Annotated in this window: 14 protein-coding genes; 8 read left to right on the top strand and 6 right to left on the bottom strand. The window is 58.4% G+C overall.

The genetic code is table 11. The features are described from left to right. Positions 1-310 precede the first annotated feature (310 nt). The 4 genes from potA to potD are packed head-to-tail and all read left to right on the top strand — an operon-like array spanning position 311 to position 4,056. Positions 311-1,390, top strand: a complete 1,080-nt coding sequence (potA, locus tag WFN61_RS03890; RefSeq protein WP_257757238.1) for a spermidine/putrescine ABC transporter ATP-binding protein PotA — start codon at positions 311-313, stop codon at positions 1,388-1,390. After that, the gene (gene potB, locus WFN61_RS03885; RefSeq protein WP_144812295.1) at positions 1,374-2,231 is read left to right on the top strand and encodes a spermidine/putrescine ABC transporter permease PotB; all 858 of its coding nucleotides are present in this window, start codon (positions 1,374-1,376) and stop codon (positions 2,229-2,231) included. The genes potA and potB overlap by 17 nt, the downstream gene beginning before the upstream one ends. Then, positions 2,228-3,013, top strand: a complete 786-nt coding sequence (gene potC / locus WFN61_RS03880) for a spermidine/putrescine ABC transporter permease PotC (protein ID WP_144812298.1) — start codon at positions 2,228-2,230, stop codon at positions 3,011-3,013. The genes potB and potC overlap by 4 nt, the downstream gene beginning before the upstream one ends. Next, complete coding sequence (gene potD, locus WFN61_RS03875) at positions 3,010-4,056, top strand: spermidine/putrescine ABC transporter substrate-binding protein PotD (protein WP_337037728.1); 1,047 nt, start codon at positions 3,010-3,012, stop codon at positions 4,054-4,056. Before potC ends, potD begins: the two co-directional genes overlap by 4 nt. A 52-nt stretch (positions 4,057-4,108) precedes the next feature. On the opposite strand, the gene cobB is transcribed toward potD, so the two are convergent. From cobB to lolC, 5 genes are read right to left on the bottom strand one after another with little or no spacing between them, the layout of a single operon-like run. Further along, complete coding sequence (gene cobB, locus WFN61_RS03870) at positions 4,109-4,930, bottom strand: Sir2 family NAD+-dependent deacetylase (protein ID WP_337037725.1); 822 nt, start codon at positions 4,928-4,930, stop codon at positions 4,109-4,111. 15 nt (positions 4,931-4,945) lie between these two features. Further along, complete coding sequence (gene nagK, locus WFN61_RS03865) at positions 4,946-5,857, bottom strand: N-acetylglucosamine kinase (protein ID WP_144812308.1); 912 nt, start codon at positions 5,855-5,857, stop codon at positions 4,946-4,948. Positions 5,858-5,869: 12 nt separating this feature from the next. Continuing rightward, complete coding sequence (gene lolE / locus WFN61_RS03860) at positions 5,870-7,114, bottom strand: lipoprotein-releasing ABC transporter permease subunit LolE (protein WP_257757236.1); 1,245 nt, start codon at positions 7,112-7,114, stop codon at positions 5,870-5,872. Then, complete coding sequence (gene lolD / locus WFN61_RS03855; RefSeq protein ID WP_144812314.1) at positions 7,114-7,815, bottom strand: lipoprotein-releasing ABC transporter ATP-binding protein LolD; 702 nt, start codon at positions 7,813-7,815, stop codon at positions 7,114-7,116. The genes lolE and lolD overlap by 1 nt, the downstream gene beginning before the upstream one ends. After that, positions 7,808-9,007, bottom strand: a complete 1,200-nt coding sequence (gene lolC / locus WFN61_RS03850) for a lipoprotein-releasing ABC transporter permease subunit LolC (RefSeq protein WP_312274451.1) — start codon at positions 9,005-9,007, stop codon at positions 7,808-7,810. Before lolC ends, lolD begins: the two co-directional genes overlap by 8 nt. A gap of 278 nt (positions 9,008-9,285) precedes the next feature. Here lolC and WFN61_RS03845 point away from each other — a divergent pair, with 278 nt between their 5' ends. The 4 genes from WFN61_RS03845 to WFN61_RS03830 all read left to right on the top strand — a co-directional run bounded on the left by WFN61_RS03845 (position 9,286) and on the right by WFN61_RS03830 (position 15,789). Continuing rightward, on the top strand, positions 9,286-10,359 hold the full coding sequence (locus WFN61_RS03845) for an acyltransferase family protein (RefSeq protein ID WP_144812320.1): 1,074 nt from the start codon (positions 9,286-9,288) through the stop codon (positions 10,357-10,359). Positions 10,360-10,468: 109 nt separating this feature from the next. Further along, positions 10,469-13,915, top strand: coding sequence for a transcription-repair coupling factor (gene mfd, locus WFN61_RS03840; protein ID WP_337037720.1), 3,447 nt, complete (start codon positions 10,469-10,471; stop codon positions 13,913-13,915). A 148-nt stretch (positions 13,916-14,063) separates the two neighbouring features. Further along, the gene (gene ldtC, locus WFN61_RS03835) at positions 14,064-15,029 is read left to right on the top strand and encodes a L,D-transpeptidase LdtC (RefSeq protein WP_337037717.1); all 966 of its coding nucleotides are present in this window, start codon (positions 14,064-14,066) and stop codon (positions 15,027-15,029) included. A 124-nt stretch (positions 15,030-15,153) separates the two neighbouring features. Then, positions 15,154-15,789: a TetR/AcrR family transcriptional regulator gene (locus WFN61_RS03830; protein WP_144812328.1), complete on the top strand. Its 636-nt coding sequence runs from the start codon at positions 15,154-15,156 to the stop codon at positions 15,787-15,789. Between the two features lie 424 nt (positions 15,790-16,213). Here WFN61_RS03830 and WFN61_RS03825 read toward each other — a convergent pair whose 3' ends face one another. Then, positions 16,214-16,753 (bottom strand): glycine zipper 2TM domain-containing protein, encoded by a 540-nt coding sequence (locus WFN61_RS03825; protein WP_042392843.1) that lies wholly within the window; start codon positions 16,751-16,753, stop codon positions 16,214-16,216. Positions 16,754-16,790: the final 37 nt, after the last annotated feature.

The raw sequence follows: 16,790 nt of genomic DNA, 5'->3' as shown, positions 1-16,790 counted from the left end.
ACCCTCACTTTTTGTCACAACATTATCAAGACGCGCGACACGTTGCGTATTGCGTCAGGTCACTTTTAGCGTGTAAACCCTGTATTTTAGTACACCTTTAATAGTGGCTGAAAATGCCCAGGCTGGAGAAGAAATAAGAACAAGGTTTGGCGATTTCAGTGGTTTGCCGTAGAATGCCAGGCCTTATTCATGTGCCAAAACCCAAGGTGGTTAATCACAAACCCCGCATCGGTAAGCCATCCGCTGCGTCTACACGGGACAGAGTCAAAAATTGAATACACAACCACGTTCGCTTTCACCGCTGGTACAAATGGCGGGGATTCGAAAAAGTTTTGATGGTAAAACCGTTATTTCCGATCTTAACCTCACCATCAACAACGGCGAATTCCTGACGCTGCTTGGCCCTTCTGGCTGCGGTAAAACTACCGTCCTGCGCCTTATTGCAGGCCTGGAGAGTGTCGACACAGGCCGCATTATCCTCGATAGCGATGATATAACGAACGTTCCAGCAGAACATCGCCATGTTAACACCGTCTTTCAAAGCTACGCCCTGTTCCCACACATGACGGTGTTCGAAAACGTCGCCTTTGGCCTGCGGATGCAGAAGACGCCGGCGGATGAGATCACCCCTCGGGTTACCGATGCCCTGCGTATGGTGCAACTGGAAGAGTTTGCCCAGCGTAAGCCGCACCAGCTCTCTGGCGGCCAGCAGCAGCGCGTGGCCATCGCCCGGGCGGTGGTCAACAAGCCGCGTATGCTGCTGTTAGATGAGTCCCTCTCTGCCCTCGATTACAAGCTGCGTAAGCAGATGCAGAACGAGCTGAAGGCATTGCAGCGCAAGCTTGGCATCACCTTTGTCTTCGTTACGCACGATCAGGAGGAGGCGCTGACCATGTCCGATCGTATCGTGGTGATGCAGAACGGTAAAATCGAGCAGGACGGCACCCCGCGTGAGATCTACGAGGAGCCGAAAAACCTCTTCGTGGCCAGCTTTATTGGCGAGATCAATATCTTTAACGCGACGGTGATCGAGCGTATTGATGAGCAGCGCGTGCGGGCCAACGTTGAAGGCCGCGAGTGCAATATCTACGTTAACTTTGCCGTCACCCCGGGTCAGAAACTCAACGTGCTGCTGCGTCCGGAGGATCTGCGCGTCGATGAGATCAACGGCGACAATGAGATTGAAGGGCTGATTGGCTACGTGCGCGAGCGTAACTACAAGGGCATGACCCTGGAGTCGGTGGTTGAGCTGGAGAACGGCAAGATTGTGATGGTCAGCGAGTTCTTTAACGAAGACGATCCCGATTTCGACCACTCGCTGGATCAGAAGATGGCGATCAACTGGGTAGAGAGTTGGGAGGTCGTACTGGCTGATGAAGAGCACAAGTAAATTCCAGAACGTGGTGATTGCCACTGTCGTCGGTTGGCTTGTGCTGTTTGTCTTTCTGCCCAACCTGATGATTATCGTCACCAGCTTTTTGACCCGCGACGACGTCTCCTTCGTTAAGCTGGTCTTTACGCTGGATAACTATACGCGCCTGCTCGATCCGCTCTATTTTGACGTGCTGCTGCACTCGCTCAATATGGCCCTGATCGCCACCCTCGCCTGCCTGGCGCTGGGCTATCCGTTCGCCTGGTTCCTGGCGAAGCTGCCGCAGAAAGTGCGCCCGCTGCTGCTCTTTCTGCTGATCGTGCCGTTCTGGACCAACTCGCTGATCCGCATCTATGGCCTGAAGCTTTTTCTCAGCACCAAGGGCTATCTCAATGCCTTCCTGCTTGAGCTGGGGATCATCGACACGCCGCTGCGCATTATGTTTACCCCCAGCGCGGTCATCATCGGCCTGGTCTATATCCTGCTGCCCTTTATGGTCATGCCGCTCTACTCCAGCATTGAGAAGCTGGATAAGCCGCTGCTGGAGGCGGCGCGGGATCTCGGTGCAAGCAAACTGCAAACCTTTATGCGCATCATTGTGCCGCTGACCATGCCGGGCATTATCGCCGGCTGCCTGCTGGTGATGCTCCCGGCGATGGGGCTGTTCTACGTCTCGGATCTGATGGGTGGGGCAAAAAACCTGCTGATCGGCAATGTGATTAAGAGTCAGTTCCTCAACATTCGCGACTGGCCATTCGGTGCGGCGACCAGCATCACCCTGACGGTGGTAATGGGGCTGATGCTGCTGGTCTACTGGCGAGCGATGCGCCTGCTGAATAAAAAGGTGGAGCTGGAGTGATGGGTCGACTGCTGCGCGGCGGTTTTATGACCGCCATTTATGCTTATCTCTATATTCCGATCGTTATTCTGATCGTTAACTCCTTTAACCAGGCGCGCTTTGGCATTAACTGGCAGGGCTTTACCACCAGCTGGTATAGCTTGCTGATGAACAACGACAGCCTGTTACAGGCAGCCCAGCACTCGCTGACCATGGCGGTGCTGTCGGCAACCTTTGCTACGCTGATCGGCTCCCTGACGGCGGTGGCGCTCTACCGCTACCGCTTTCGCGGCAAGCCGTTTGTTAGCGGGATGCTGTTTGTGGTGATGATGTCTCCGGATATCGTAATGGCGATCTCGCTGCTGGTGCTGTTTATGCTGCTTGGTATCCAGCTGGGCTTCTGGTCGCTGCTCTTCTCGCACATCACCTTCTGCCTGCCGTTTGTGGTAGTGACAGTCTATTCCCGGCTAAAAGGCTTTGACGTGCGGATGCTGGAGGCGGCGAAGGATCTGGGTGCCAGCGAAATCACGATCCTGCGCAAGATCATTCTGCCGCTGGCAATGCCCGCCGTGGCCGCTGGCTGGCTGCTGAGCTTTACCTTGTCAATGGATGACGTGGTGGTCTCGTCGTTTGTGACCGGGCCAGGGTATGAAATTCTACCGTTGAAGATCTACTCAATGGTGAAAGTCGGCGTCTCACCAGAGGTGAACGCGCTGGCGACCATTCTGTTAGGACTCTCGCTGGTTCTGGTGATTGCCAGCCAGTTAATTGCACGTGATAAAACTCAGGGGACGTTAAAATGAAAAACTGGTCACGCCACCTGCTCGCTGCGGGGGCTTTAGCGCTCAGCGTGAGTGCCGCCCATGCCGAGGATAATAAGACCCTCTACTTCTATAACTGGACCGAGTATGTGCCGCCGGGCCTGCTGGAGCAGTTCACCAAAGAGACCGGCATCAAGGTGATCTATTCGACCTATGAGTCGAACGAGACCATGTATGCCAAGCTCAAAACCTATAAAGAGGGCGCTTACGATCTGGTTGTGCCCTCCACCTACTTTGTCGACAAGATGCGCAAAGAGGGGATGATCCAGAAGCTCGACAAGAGCAAGCTGACCAACTTCAGCAACCTCGATCCTGAGGTGCTGAACAAGCCGTTCGATCCGAGCAACGACTACTCGGTTCCTTACATTTGGGGCGCGACGGCGATTGGGGTGAATAGCGAAGCGATCGATCCGAACAGCGTCACCCGCTGGGCCGATCTGTGGAAGCCGGAGTATAAGAGCAGCCTGGTGCTGACCGACGATGCCCGGGAAGTGTTCCAGATGGCACTGCGCAAGCTGGGCTACTCGGGTAACACTACCGATCCGAAAGAGATTGAGGCGGCCTACCACGAGCTGCAGAAGCTGATGCCAAACGTGGCGGCCTTCAACTCCGATAACCCAGCCAACCCCTATATGGAAGGCGAAGTTAACCTGGGGATGGTCTGGAACGGTTCCGCCTGGGTGGCGCGCCAGAGCGGTACGCCGCTGAGGGTGGTATGGCCTAAAGAGGGTGGCATCTTCTGGATGGACAGCCTGGCGATCCCGGCCAACGCCAAAAACGTGGACGGCGCACTCAAGCTGATCAACTTCCTGCTGCGACCGGACGTGGCGAAACAGGTCGCGGAGACCATTGGTTACCCGACGCCTAACCTGGCGGCGCGCAAGCTGCTTACCCCAGCGGTGGCCAACGACAAGTCACTCTATCCAGATGCCGAGACCGTGAGCAAAGGCGAGTGGCAGAATGACGTCGGCCAGGCCAGCGCCCTCTACGAGAGCTACTACCAGAAGCTGAAAGCGGGCCGTTAATCCGCTCTCCCTGTATATACGCCCGGCGAGCCTGCCGGGCCTACAGGATCCGTTACAGCCCCTTCAGCAGCCGATCAACAAACTCCGGCACCACCTGGCTCGCCAGCCCATAGTGCTTCTCTTCGAATTCGCTGCCAACCTGACTCGGCTCAAGGTTCAGCTCGACGGTGTGTGCCCCCTGCAGCTTCGCCTCATGCACAAACCCGGCCGCGGGATAGACGTGCCCGGAGGTGCCGATGGCGATAAAGATATCCGCCAGCGCCAGCGCGCTGTAGATCTCATCCATGCCCAGCGGCATCTCGCCAAACCAGACTACGTGCGGACGCAGCGGTGACGGGAACTGGCAGCAGTGGCACTTATCTTCCGGGGTAACATCCCCCGTCCACGCCAGGACCTGTCCGCTGGCGGCGCAGCGCACCTTCAGCAGCTCGCCGTGCATATGCAGCACGTTGTTGTTACCGGCGCGCTCGTGCAGATTGTCGATGTTCTGGGTGATCAGCAGAAAGCGATCTCCAATGGCCTCTTCCAGCTCAGCCAGCGCCAGATGCGCGGCGTTGGGCGCAATCTCCGGCTGCTGCAGCTGGCGACGGCGTGCGTTGTAGAATGACTGCACCAGCTCCGGGTTACGGGCAAACCCTTCCGGCGTGGCGACGTCTTCAACATGATGCTCCTCCCACAGCCCGTCGGCGGCGCGGAAGGTACGAATGCCCGATTCGGCGGAGATCCCCGCCCCGGTCAACACGACCACTCTTGGTTTTTCCATCACGTCGGGTACCACTCTGTCTCTGAAAAAGATGCGCTGGCGTAGACGCTCGCGCAAACGACGTTTGTTGCGGCGAAAACGGCTTAGTCGGCTAAAACGACGCGACTGCATATCGACCTCTTGTGCTTAATCGGTGAGATGGAGGAAGGCTGCGCCACGCATGCCGCCCGCGTCGCCGTGTCGGGCGCGCTCAATGCGCGGCACGCGAGCAACCGGCAGCAGACGCAGCGGCAAACGGTCGGACAACAGCGTGGTCAACGCGGCAAAGTTTGATAACCCGCCGCCGATGACCAGCAGATCCGGATCTACGATGGTCAATATCGTCCCCAGGCAGGCGGCCAGTAGCTCAACGTAGCGAGCCACATGCGCACGTGCCCCTTCATCACCTTGTTCCCATAGAGCGATTATTTCAGGTGCGTTCAGAGATTGATCGTAGAAGTGATTGTAGAGCCATGCAAAGCCGTGACCCGAAAGATAGTTCTCAATGCAGCCCAGCTGGCCGCAGCCGCAGCGCAGCAGGGGAATATCGCGCCCAAGGATTTCAAGGGCATCGACGGGAAGACGAATGTGGCCAAACTCACCGGTAATATAGCTATGGCCGGGAATGGATTTGCCGTTGATCACCAGCCCGCCGCCCACGCCGGTGCCGAGGATCAGCCCCATCACCAGCGGATAGCGGGCAAACTCATCGTCCCAGGCTTCCGAGAGGGCAAAGCAGTTGGCGTCGTTGTCGAGACGCACGTCGCGGCCTAACAGCGCGCAGAGATCGGCCCGCAGCGCCCTGCCGCTGGCGGCGGGAAGGTTCGCCGCGTAGAGCGTGCCGTCAGCGGTAACGGGCATACCGGGAATGCCGATGCCCACCGAGCCGCGTTCACCCGTACGGGCATCGGCGTCGTGCACCAGCCCGGCGATGGCGGCTAAAAAGGCGCTGTAGCTCTCATGGGGTGTGGCGATGCGCCGCTCCCACTGTAACGTTCTGTCACTGTCGAAGACGCCCAGCGCAATTTTACTGCCGCCAATGTCCAGCCCGTAATGCATCGCCACTCCTGGTTACTGCCCGCTCAAAACCCGGGCCGGATCGATATTGCTGGCGCGTCTGGCGGGATACCAGCTCGCCAGCAGGCTCAGCACCAGGGCGGTGACCAGCACGTAGACCACGTCAAGGGCGTGCAGCTCTGACGGCAGGAAATCGATAAAGTAGATATCCCCCGACAGGAATTGATGGCCGATCAGTGTCTCAAGACCGTTGATAATCGGCGTCAGCTGGAGAGCGACCACAACGCCAATCACCACGCCCGCCACGCTGCCGAACAGCCCGGCCAGCAGACCATACCAGACGAATACCGCACGGATAAGTCCATCCTTCGCCCCGAGGGTGCGCAGCACGGCGATGTCGCCGCTCTTGTCCTTCACTGCCATCACCAGGGTCGAGACGATGTTGAAGCAGGCCACGCCGATCACCAGCACCATTGCCAGATACATAATGGCGCGGATCATCTGGATATCGCGGTACATGTAGCCGTAGGTGCCGATCCAGCTCTTGATGTAGACGTAGCTGTCGGTCACGCTGCCGGCGTCGCGCACCAGCTTATTGGCGTTAAAGACGTCCTTCACCTTGATGGCAATCCCGGTTATGCCGTCGTTCATCTCCAGATACTGCTGAGCATCCTGCATCGGGATCATGGCAAAACTGTGATCGAGCTGGCCGCTGAGCTGCAAAATACCGCTGACGTGCAGCCTGATGCGTTTCGGTTGCAGCAGCTTGTGGTCAGCGCTGGCGTTGGGGATCTGCATTGATACCCAGTCGCCCTGCTTGACCTTCAGCGCCTCGGCGACGCCTTTGCCGAGGATCACCTGCTGCTCGCCCGCCTTGAAGCTGGCCCAGGCACTGTTCTGCACATAGCGCGGCAGCGCGCTCAGACGCGTCTCCTGCTGCGGATCGACCCCTTTCACCTGGATAGCGCGCAGGTTTACGCCGCTCTCTACCAGGCCGGTGAAGTTGATATAGGGCGCAGCGGCTTCGATGCCTGCCACCTTCTCAACTTTGCCCAGCGCCTCGCGCCAGTTACTCCACGGCTGGTTGACCGGCTCGATCTCGCCGTGGGGCACCACCGCGAGAATGCGGTTATTCAGCTCGCGTTCAAAGCCGTTCATGGCGCTCAGGCCGACGATCAGCACCGCCACCCCCAACGCAATGCCGATGGTAGAGATCACCGAGATCAGCGACACCATGCCGCCACGCCGACGGCCACGGCTAAAACGCAGGGCAATGAGTAACGACAGAGGTGAAGCCATTACTGCGCCCCCATCAGCGTCATCTCCGCGCTCAGGTGGCCATCGCGCATCTCCATCTGGCGGCTCATGCGTTTTGCCAGCTGCAGATCGTGGGTGACCACCAGAAACGCCGTGCCCTGCGACGCGTTTAGCTCGCCGAGCAGGGCAAAGATAGCGTCGGCGTTGCGCGCGTCGAGGTTACCGGTGGGTTCATCCGCCAGCACCAGGCGCGGATTGTTCACCAGCGCCCGGGCAATGGCCACGCGCTGGCGCTCGCCGCCGGAAAGCTCCGACGGACGGTGGTTCGCCCGGTGCAGCAGCCCTACCGCCTGGAGCATATCCCGCGCACGCTGGGTAATCTCCGCCGGTTTATGCTTGCCAATCAGCAGCGGCATAGCGACGTTCTCCTGGGCGGTAAAGTCCGGCAGCAGGTGGTGGAACTGGTAGATAAAGCCCAGCTCGCGGTTGCGCAGCTCGGCTTTCGCCGTCGAGGAGAGCTGGCTCAGATGACGATCGCCAAAAATCACGTCGCCGGAGGTAGGCGTATCCAGCCCCCCCAGCAGGTGCAGCAGCGTACTTTTACCGGAGCCGGAGCTGCCGACAATCGCCACGGTTTCGCCTTCGTTCACGCTAAAGCTGACATCGTGCAGCACGTCGGTCTGCACGTTCCCTTCCTGATAGCGTTTGCACAGGTTGTCGCATTGCAACAGGATCTTATTCATAACGTAAAGCCTCAGCGGGTTGGGTGGCGGCGGCGCGCCATGAGGGATAGAGCGTAGAGAGCAGCGCAATGGCCATCGCCACCAGCGCGATAATCACCACCTGGAGTGGCTCAATAGCCACCGGCAGCGCCGCGCCGTCCAGCAGCGCGCCAATGATCGGCATCAGATTGTTAAGCTGGCTGGCAAGGAGAGCCCCCAGTACGGCACCGAGCAGCGCGCCGATAATCCCCGCACTGGCCCCCTGCACCATAAAGACCGCCATGATCTGGCGCGGGGTCAGCCCCTGGGTTTGCAGGATCGCCACTTCGCCCTGCTTCTCCATCACCATCAGCCCCAGCGAGGTGATGATGTTGAAGGCGGCGACGGCGACGATCAGGCTCAGCAGCAGGCCCATCATATTTTTCTCCATGCGCACGGCCTGGAACAGTTCACCTTTGCGATCGCGCCAGTCCTGCCACTTAGTGCCGTCCGGCAGCGTCTGCTGACTCAGCTCGTCTACCTTCAGAGGTTCGTTGAGCCACAGCCGCCAGCCGGTAATATTGCCCGCCGGATAGCGCATCAGGCGCGATGCGTCCTGAATGTTCACCAGCATCTGGTAGCCATCGACTTCGCTGTTGGCAGCAAAGGTGCCGATCACGTTAAAGAGGCGCTGGCTTGGCAGGCGGCCCATCGGCGTAAACTGGCTGGCGGAGGGCACCATCACTCGCAGCTGGTCGCCGCGGTTAACGCCCAACTGCCCGGCCAGCTGCTCGCCAAGGATCACGTTATATTTGCCCGGCTGCAGATCGGTTTGCTTGACGTTAACGAGGTACGGCGTGAGCGGATCCTTTTGCGCGGGATCGATGCCGAGCATCACCCCCACCGAGACGCTACGCGCGCTCTGTAACACCACGTCGCCGGTGGTCAGCGGCGCAACGCGGCTGACGCCCTGCAGCTTTGCGGCGCTGGCTGGCAGCTGCTGCGGGTTCAGCGAGCCGTTGGTCGAGGAGAGAACCGCCTGCGGCATCAGCCCCAGGATGTTGTTTTGCAGCTCGCGCTCGAAGCCGTTCATCACCGACAGCACGGTTACCAGCGCCATCACGCCAAGCGTAATACCAATGGTCGAGAGCCAGGAGACAAAGCGACCGAATCGGTCCGCTGCGCGCCCACGCATATAACGCAGGCCTATGAATAGTGCGACAGGTTGGTACATGACATCCGTCTGGTTGCGGTTAGCAGACTCACGAGTATATAAGCGAAACAGGGGATGGTAAATCGCTTATGCGCTAAGAATTGTCGGGTATTGGGGTAAAAATTTGTTCAAAATCAATTTGCTAAAACAGCGTTTCTCGCCCATGCGGGTGACAACGGACCTCACCTTTTTCCGAAAACGTCTCATAACAGGGTAAATCCAGAGCGTTACCCATTACAGCGCCAGCTTCCCCGATCACTATATACGGCAAAATTTATCGCAACACGGGCGTTTTAACGATGAAGCAAAAAGCATTGTGGATTAACCAGATCAAAGGGTTATGCATCAGTCTGGTGGTGATCTACCACTCGGTGATCACCTTCTATCCGCATCTTGAGGGGCTGCAACATCCCCTCTCCGGCCTGCTCGCCAAATGCTGGCTCTATATGAATCTCTACCTCGCCCCGTTCCGCATGCCGGTCTTTTTCTTCATCTCCGGCTACCTGATTCGGCGCTATATCACCGAGGCGGAATGGAAAAACTGTATTGATAAGCGGCTGTGGTCAATTTTTTACGTGCTGGCCCTGTGGGGCGTTTTACAGTGGCAGGGGATCGGCTTTCTCAACCGCTGGCTGGCTCCCGAGCGCGATCTTAGCCAGTCGGCCAACGCCGCCTACGCCGACTCGCTGAGTGAGTTTCTCCACGGAATGCTGACCGCCAGCACCAGCCTGTGGTACCTCTACGCCCTGCTGATCTACTTCGTGGTTTGCAAATTCCTGAGCCGCTGGAAACGCCCCGCGCTGGCGCTGATGCTGGTGGCGTCGGTGGCCATTAACTTCCTGCCGCTGCCGTGGTGGGGAATGAACAGCGTGGTGCGCAACATCATCTACTATGCCCTGGGGGCCTGGTACGGCGTGACCATTATGACCTGGCTGCAGAGCATCCCTCTGCGCCGCCAAATTTTACCTCTGGTGCCTGCCCTGCTGGTGGCGGTAGCGCTCTGGTTTTGCAACGTGCCGGTACTGCTCTCTCTGCTGTCGGCCTGGCTGATCATGTCCCTGTTCTGGCGGCTGGAGCAGCGCTTTACCCCCGGTGAGGATCGGCTCCTGAACGTGATTGGCTCCAACACCATTGCCATTTACACCACCCACCGCATCCTGATCGAAGGCAGCAGCCTCGCCCTGCTGCCGCTGTTTCGTCAGGGCGTGCTCTCGCCGACGCTGGAGCTGGGCCTGCTGCTGGTTTACCCCCTGCTGAGCCTGCTGGTGTGTACCCTGGTTGGGCTGGGTATCCGCCGTCTCTCCGTGCGCCTGTTTGGCGACCTCTTTTTTTCACCACCGGAGAAACTGCGTCTGGCTCCCACCACGCGCTAGTGGTCTAACTTTGCTAATATTGAGGGATCAAAGATAATAAACTGCATTGTGTATCAGTGATATGTCCCCATATCAGGGGGCATAAACCCAAGAGATCCCGATATTCGCTATGCCTGAACAATACCGTTACTCCCTTCCCGCCAAGGCGGGCGACCAGCGCCAACTGGGTGAGCTTACAGGCAGCGCCTGTGCCACAGAAGTGGCAGAAATCGTTGAGCGTCATGCAGGCCCGGTGGTGCTCATCGCACCCGATATGCAAAACGCGCTGCGCCTGCATGATGAGATCCGCCAGTTTACCGACAGTATGGTGATGAACCTTGCCGACTGGGAGACGCTGCCTTACGACAGCTTCTCTCCGCACCAGGAGATCATCTCTTCGCGGCTCTCAACGCTCTATCAGCTGCCCTCTATGCAGCGCGGCGTGCTGATTATGCCGGTGAATACGCTGATGCAGCGCGTCTGCCCGCACAGCTATCTGCACGGTCATGCGCTGGTCATGAAAAAGGGCCAGCGCCTCTCGCGCGACGCCCTGCGTGCCCAGCTGGATACCGCTGGCTACCGCCACGTTGACCAGGTAATGGAGCACGGCGAATACGCCACCCGCGGCGCGCTGCTCGATCTCTACCCGATGGGCAGCACGCAGCCCTACCGCATCGACTTCTTTGATGATGAAATCGATAGCCTGCGGCTGTTCGATCCCGATACCCAGCGCACGCTGGAAGAGGTGGAGGCGATTAACCTGCTGCCCGCCCACGAGTTTCCTACTGACAAGGCGGCTATCGAGCTGTTCCGCAGCCAGTGGCGCGATACCTTTGAGGTGAAGCGCGACGCCGAGCATATCTATCAGCAGGTGAGTAAAGGCACGCTGCCGGCGGGGATCGAATACTGGCAGCCGCTCTTTTTCAGCGAGCCGCTGCCGCCGCTGTTTAGCTATTTCCCGGCCAATACGCTGGTGATTAACACCGGCGATCTCGATGCCAGCGCGGTGCGTTTCCAGAGCGAAACCCAGGCCCGCTACGAGAACCGCGGTGTCGATCCGATGCGTCCTCTGCTGCCGCCGGAGACGCTGTGGCTGCGCAGCGACGAGCTGTTTGCCGAGCTGAAGCGCTGGCCGCGCATTCAGCTGAAAACCGAACAGCTGGCGGAGAAAGCCGCTAATACCAACCTCGGCTACCAGACGCTGCCGGATCTGGCCGTACAGGCGCAGCAGAAAGCGCCGCTTGATAGCCTGCGCAAGTTCCTCGAATCCTTTACCGGCCCGGTGGTCTTCTCCGTTGAGAGCGAGGGCCGTCGTGAGGCGCTGGGAGAGCTGTTGGCGCGCATTAAAGTCGCACCGAAGCGGATCCTGCGCCTTGATGAGGCCGTCGACAGCGGACGCTACCTGCTGATCGGCGCGGCCGAGCGCGGGTTTATTGATACCCTGCGCAACCGGGCGCTGATCTGCGAGAGCGATCTGCTGGGTGAGCGCGTCGCGCGCCGTCGTCAGGATAATCGCCGAACCATCAACCCGGATACGCTGATCCGCAACCTGGCGGAACTGCACCCTGGCCAGCCGGTGGTACACCTGGAGCACGGCGTTGGGCGCTATGCGGGCATGACCACGCTGGAGGCGGGCGGCATTAAAGGGGAATACCTGATGCTGACCTACGCCAACGAGGCCAAACTCTACGTCCCGGTGTCGTCCCTGCACCTGATCAGCCGCTACGCGGGCGGTGCGGAGGATAGTGCGCCGCTGCACAAGCTCGGCAGCGATGCCTGGACGCGGGCGCGGCAGAAAGCAGCGGAAAAAGTGCGCGACGTGGCCGCCGAGCTGCTGGACGTCTACGCCCAACGCGCGGCCAAGACCGGCTTTGCCTTTAAACATGATAAAGAGCAGTACCAGCTCTTCTGCGATGCGTTCCCGTTTGAAACCACGCCGGATCAGGCTCAGGCGATCAACGCCGTGCTGAGTGACATGTGCCAGCCGCTGGCGATGGACCGTCTGGTGTGCGGCGACGTGGGCTTCGGTAAGACCGAGGTCGCCATGCGCGCCGCCTTCCTTGCGGTAGAGAACCACAAGCAGGTTGCGGTTCTGGTGCCCACTACCCTGCTGGCCCAGCAGCACTACGATAACTTCCGCGACCGCTTCGCCAACTGGCCGGTACGCATCGAGCTGCTGTCGCGCTTCCGTAGCGCTAAAGAGCAGACCCAGGTGCTGGCCGATGCCGCAGAGGGCAAGGTCGATATTCTGATCGGCACCCACAAGCTGCTGCAAAACGATCTGAAGTGGCGCGATCTCGGCCTGCTGATCGTCGACGAAGAGCACCGCTTCGGGGTGCGCCACAAGGAGCGCATCAAAGCGATGCGTGCCGACGTCGATATCCTGACGCTCACCGCCACGCCGATCCCGCGTACCCTGAATATGGCCATGAGCGGCATGCGCGATCTGTCGATTATCGCCACGCCGCCTGCGCGTCGTCTGGCAGTGAAAACCTTCGTGCGCGAGTTCGATAGCCTGGTGGTGCGTGAGGCAATGCTGCGTGAGATCCTGCGCGGCGGTCAGGTTTACTACCTCTATAACGACGTGGAGAACATCCAGAAGGCGGCCCAACGGCTGGCAGAGCTGGTGCCGGAGGCGCGGATCGCCATCGGCCACGGCCAGATGCGCGAGCGCGAGCTGGAGCGGGTGATGAATGATTTCCATCACCAGCGTTTTAACGTGCTGGTCTGCACCACCATTATCGAAACCGGGATCGATATTCCTACCGCTAACACCATCATCATCGAGCGGGCGGATCACTTCGGTCTCGCCCAGCTGCACCAGCTGCGCGGTCGCGTTGGGCGCTCACATCATCAGGCCTATGCCTGGCTGCTGACGCCGCCTCCGAAGGCAATGACCACCGACGCGCAGAAGCGTCTGGAAGCGATCGCCTCGCTGGAAGATCTCGGTGCAGGTTTTGCGCTGGCTACCCACGATCTGGAGATCCGCGGCGCGGGTGAGCTGCTCGGGGAAGATCAGAGCGGCTCTATGGAGACCATTGGTTTCTCGCTCTATATGGAGCTGCTGGAGAACGCCGTTGATGCGCTGAAGGCTGGCCGCGAGCCGTCGCTGGAGGATCTGACCAGCCAGCAGACCGAGGTCGAGCTACGCATGCCCGCCCTGCTGCCGGATGATTACATCCCGGACGTCAACACGCGCCTGTCGTTCTACAAGCGCGTCGCCAGCGCCAAAAGCAGCAGCGAGCTGGAAGAGATCAAGGTCGAGCTGATTGACCGCTTTGGTCTGCTGCCCGATCCAGCCCGCACCCTGCTTGAGGTGGCTCGACTGCGTCAGCAGGCGCAGCAGCTGGGAATCCGCAAGCTGGAGAGCAACGATAAAGGCGGCGCGATTGAGTTTGCCGAGAAGAACCATGTCAATCCGGCCTGGCTTATCGGCCTGCTGCAGAAGCAGCCGCAACACTTCCGTCTCGATGGCCCTACCCGGCTGAAGTTTATGCAGGAGCTGGGCGAGCGCAAAACCCGCATGGAGTGGGTAAGTAACTTTATGAAGGAGCTGGCAGAGAACGCCATCGCCTGATCTCAAGGCGCACGCGATAAGGCGTGCGCCACTCTTTACAAATCCTTGCACATCTGAGAAACATTTCGACACACCTTGCGTCCATACTTCATGTTTGCCATTGCATAACAATTAGTTGCATAACTACAACCTGAAGCACGGTGGTCAAATGATTAAACAGATGCGCATTGCTCGCTGGATAACGCTGCTGGCCCTTGCGGCAGCGGCCCTTCTCTCTCTTTCCGCCCAGGCCAATACCTGGCCGCTTCCCGCTAACGGCAGCCGCCTGGTAGGCGAGAACCGTTTTCACCTCGTCGAAAACGACGGCGGCTCGCTGGAAGCGATTGCCAAAAAATATAACGTCGGCTTTCTGGCCCTGTTACAGGCTAACCCCGGCGTTGATCCCTACGTGCCGCGCGCCGGCAGCGTGTTGACCATCCCGCTCCAGACCTTGCTGCCGAACGTGCCGCACCAGGGAATCGTTATTAACCTGTCCGAGCTGCGCCTCTACTGGTTCCCGCCTGGTAAGAACGAAGTGATCGTCTACCCCATCGGCATTGGCCAGCTGGGAGGCGACACCTTAACGCCAACGATGGTCACCCGCGTATCGGATAAACGCGCCAACCCGACCTGGACGCCGACGGCCAACATTCGTGCGCGCTATAAGGCGCAGGGCGTGGAGCTTCCGGCAGTTGTGCCGGCTGGGCCAAATAACCCGATGGGCCACCACGCGATCCGCCTGGCAGCCTACGGCGGCGTCTACCTGATTCACGGCACTAACGCCGACTTTGGTATCGGGATGCGCGTTAGCTCGGGCTGTATTCGCCTGCGCGATAACGACATTGCGACGCTGTTCCGTCAAATCACCCCTGGAACAAAGGTCAATATCATCAACGCGCCGGTTAAAGCCTCGGTGGAGCCGGACGGCACGCGGCTGGTTGAAGTGCATCAGCCGCTGTCAAAATCCATTCACGACGATCCAAAAACGCAGCCGCTGGTGCTGAATGCCAGCATGGAGAGCTTTAGATCCGCTGCCGAGACCGACGCTGCGCTGATGGACAAAGTAATGGCCGTACGCTCGGGGATGCCAGTCGACGTAACGCAGCATGGCGCTGCATCAATGCAGTCCATGTAATAGGTAAAACGTTAAAAGTCATTAAGATATAACATAATTATTTTTAACTATTCCCTGCTGGCCTTTGGGGACAATTATTTTTATAATGATTGTTCAATAATTCAACATTGGGTGAGGAGCCACTATGACCACTGACGTCAGCAGTTGCACAAAAAAAAGCCGTGGCCGACCAAAAGTTTTCGACAGGGAAGCGGCGCTCGACAAAGCCATGACCCTTTTCTGGCAGCATGGCTATGAGGCCACATCGCTGTCCGATCTGGTCGAGGCCACCGGTGCGAAAGCCCCGACGCTCTACGCCGAGTTTACCAACAAAGAGGGGCTGTTCCGCGCCGTGCTCGATCGCTATATTTCGCAGTTTGCGACCAAGTACCAGGCGGAGCTGTTTTGCGATGAGAAGCGCGTTGAGCAGGCGCTGCTGGACTACTTTACCTCCGTCGCGACCTGCTTCACCAGCAAAGAGACGCCTTCCGGCTGCTTCTTAATCAGCACCTCGGCGGCGCTGGCGGCCTCGTCAAATGAGATTGCCCAGACGCTGAAGTCTCGTCACGCTTTGCAGGAAGCGGCTCTGCTGCGCTTTCTTGAGGAGCGCCAGCAGCGCGGCGAGATCCCCGCGACAGCCACACCGCAGACCATAGCCCAGTTTCTGAACTGCGTGATCCAGGGGATGTCGGTCAGCGCGCGTGAAGGCGCGTCGCAAGAGAAGCTGCTGCAAATTACCCGCACCGCCCTCGCCCTGTGGCCAGAACTCATCAAATCATAATATTCATCAAGTCATAGTATTGCCGTGGCCTATTTAAATAATAGGCCAAATCTTTCTCACACTTTTGTATGACTCTTGCTACCCTTAGTAAGTGATTATTCCCCTGCTAACCATTAGCAGGATTTTTTTCAGGACAATTTACGACTATTCACATGCAGAAGGATAACGGTCATGGTTTTGCTATTACCATTATTTAAAGTGTTAATAGTAATTACATTGTTATTTAGTCTCTGGGTAGTATGTGGTGGTTCGATCCTGTTCGCTTTCATCTCTGTGCTGATCACAGGATGCTTGCTGATCCGCCAGCAGAGTATGATTTGAATCTGAGCGTTCATAAAAGCCTTGCGTAAGCGAGGCTTTTTTATGCCATAAAAAAAGCTCCCCAGCCTGAGCGAATGGGGAGCTAAATCAGGGTACTGCTTTTTTATGCTTTGTTATCCAAAACCAGCTGCCCGTTGCTATCTAACGGGATCTGGGTACCGGGATCGTTCTCCATGCGAATTTTCCCGTGCTGGTCACCAATTTTGTAGGTAACGTCGTAGCCGAGCATCTTCTCTGATTTGTCATAGACGGTTTTGCAGCGCTGCTGCGTACTGGTATAGGTATCCCGCTCCTGCATGGCCCCCTGAACCTGGTTGCCGGCATAGCCGCCGCCCAGCGCCCCAACGACCGTGGCGACATCTTTACCGCGTCCGCCGCCGAACTGGTGACCAATCACCCCGCCCGCTACCGCGCCGAGAACCGAGCCGGTGAGGCGGTTTTCATCCTGAACCGGACGTCGATGGGTTACCGTCACGTTGCGGCACTCTTTACGCGGCGTTTTCACCGTCTCTTTAATAGGTGTAGCAGAAACCACCTGCGCGTACTGAGGGCCGCGATTGAAAACGTCTAAGCCTGCCACCGCAGCAACGCCCAGTGCAGCGGCCACACCAATTCCGATACCCGCTAACATGGATTTATTCATTGAATAGTCCTTCTGGTTGGCTCTGATGTCATAATTC

The sequence above is a fragment of the Pseudescherichia sp. AS216 genome (assembly GCF_037152055.1).
In the GTDB taxonomy this organism is placed as follows: Bacteria; Pseudomonadota; Gammaproteobacteria; order Enterobacterales; family Enterobacteriaceae; genus Pseudescherichia.
Note: the sequence above shows the minus strand (reverse complement) of the source record. Positions and strands in the feature narration are given on the sequence as shown.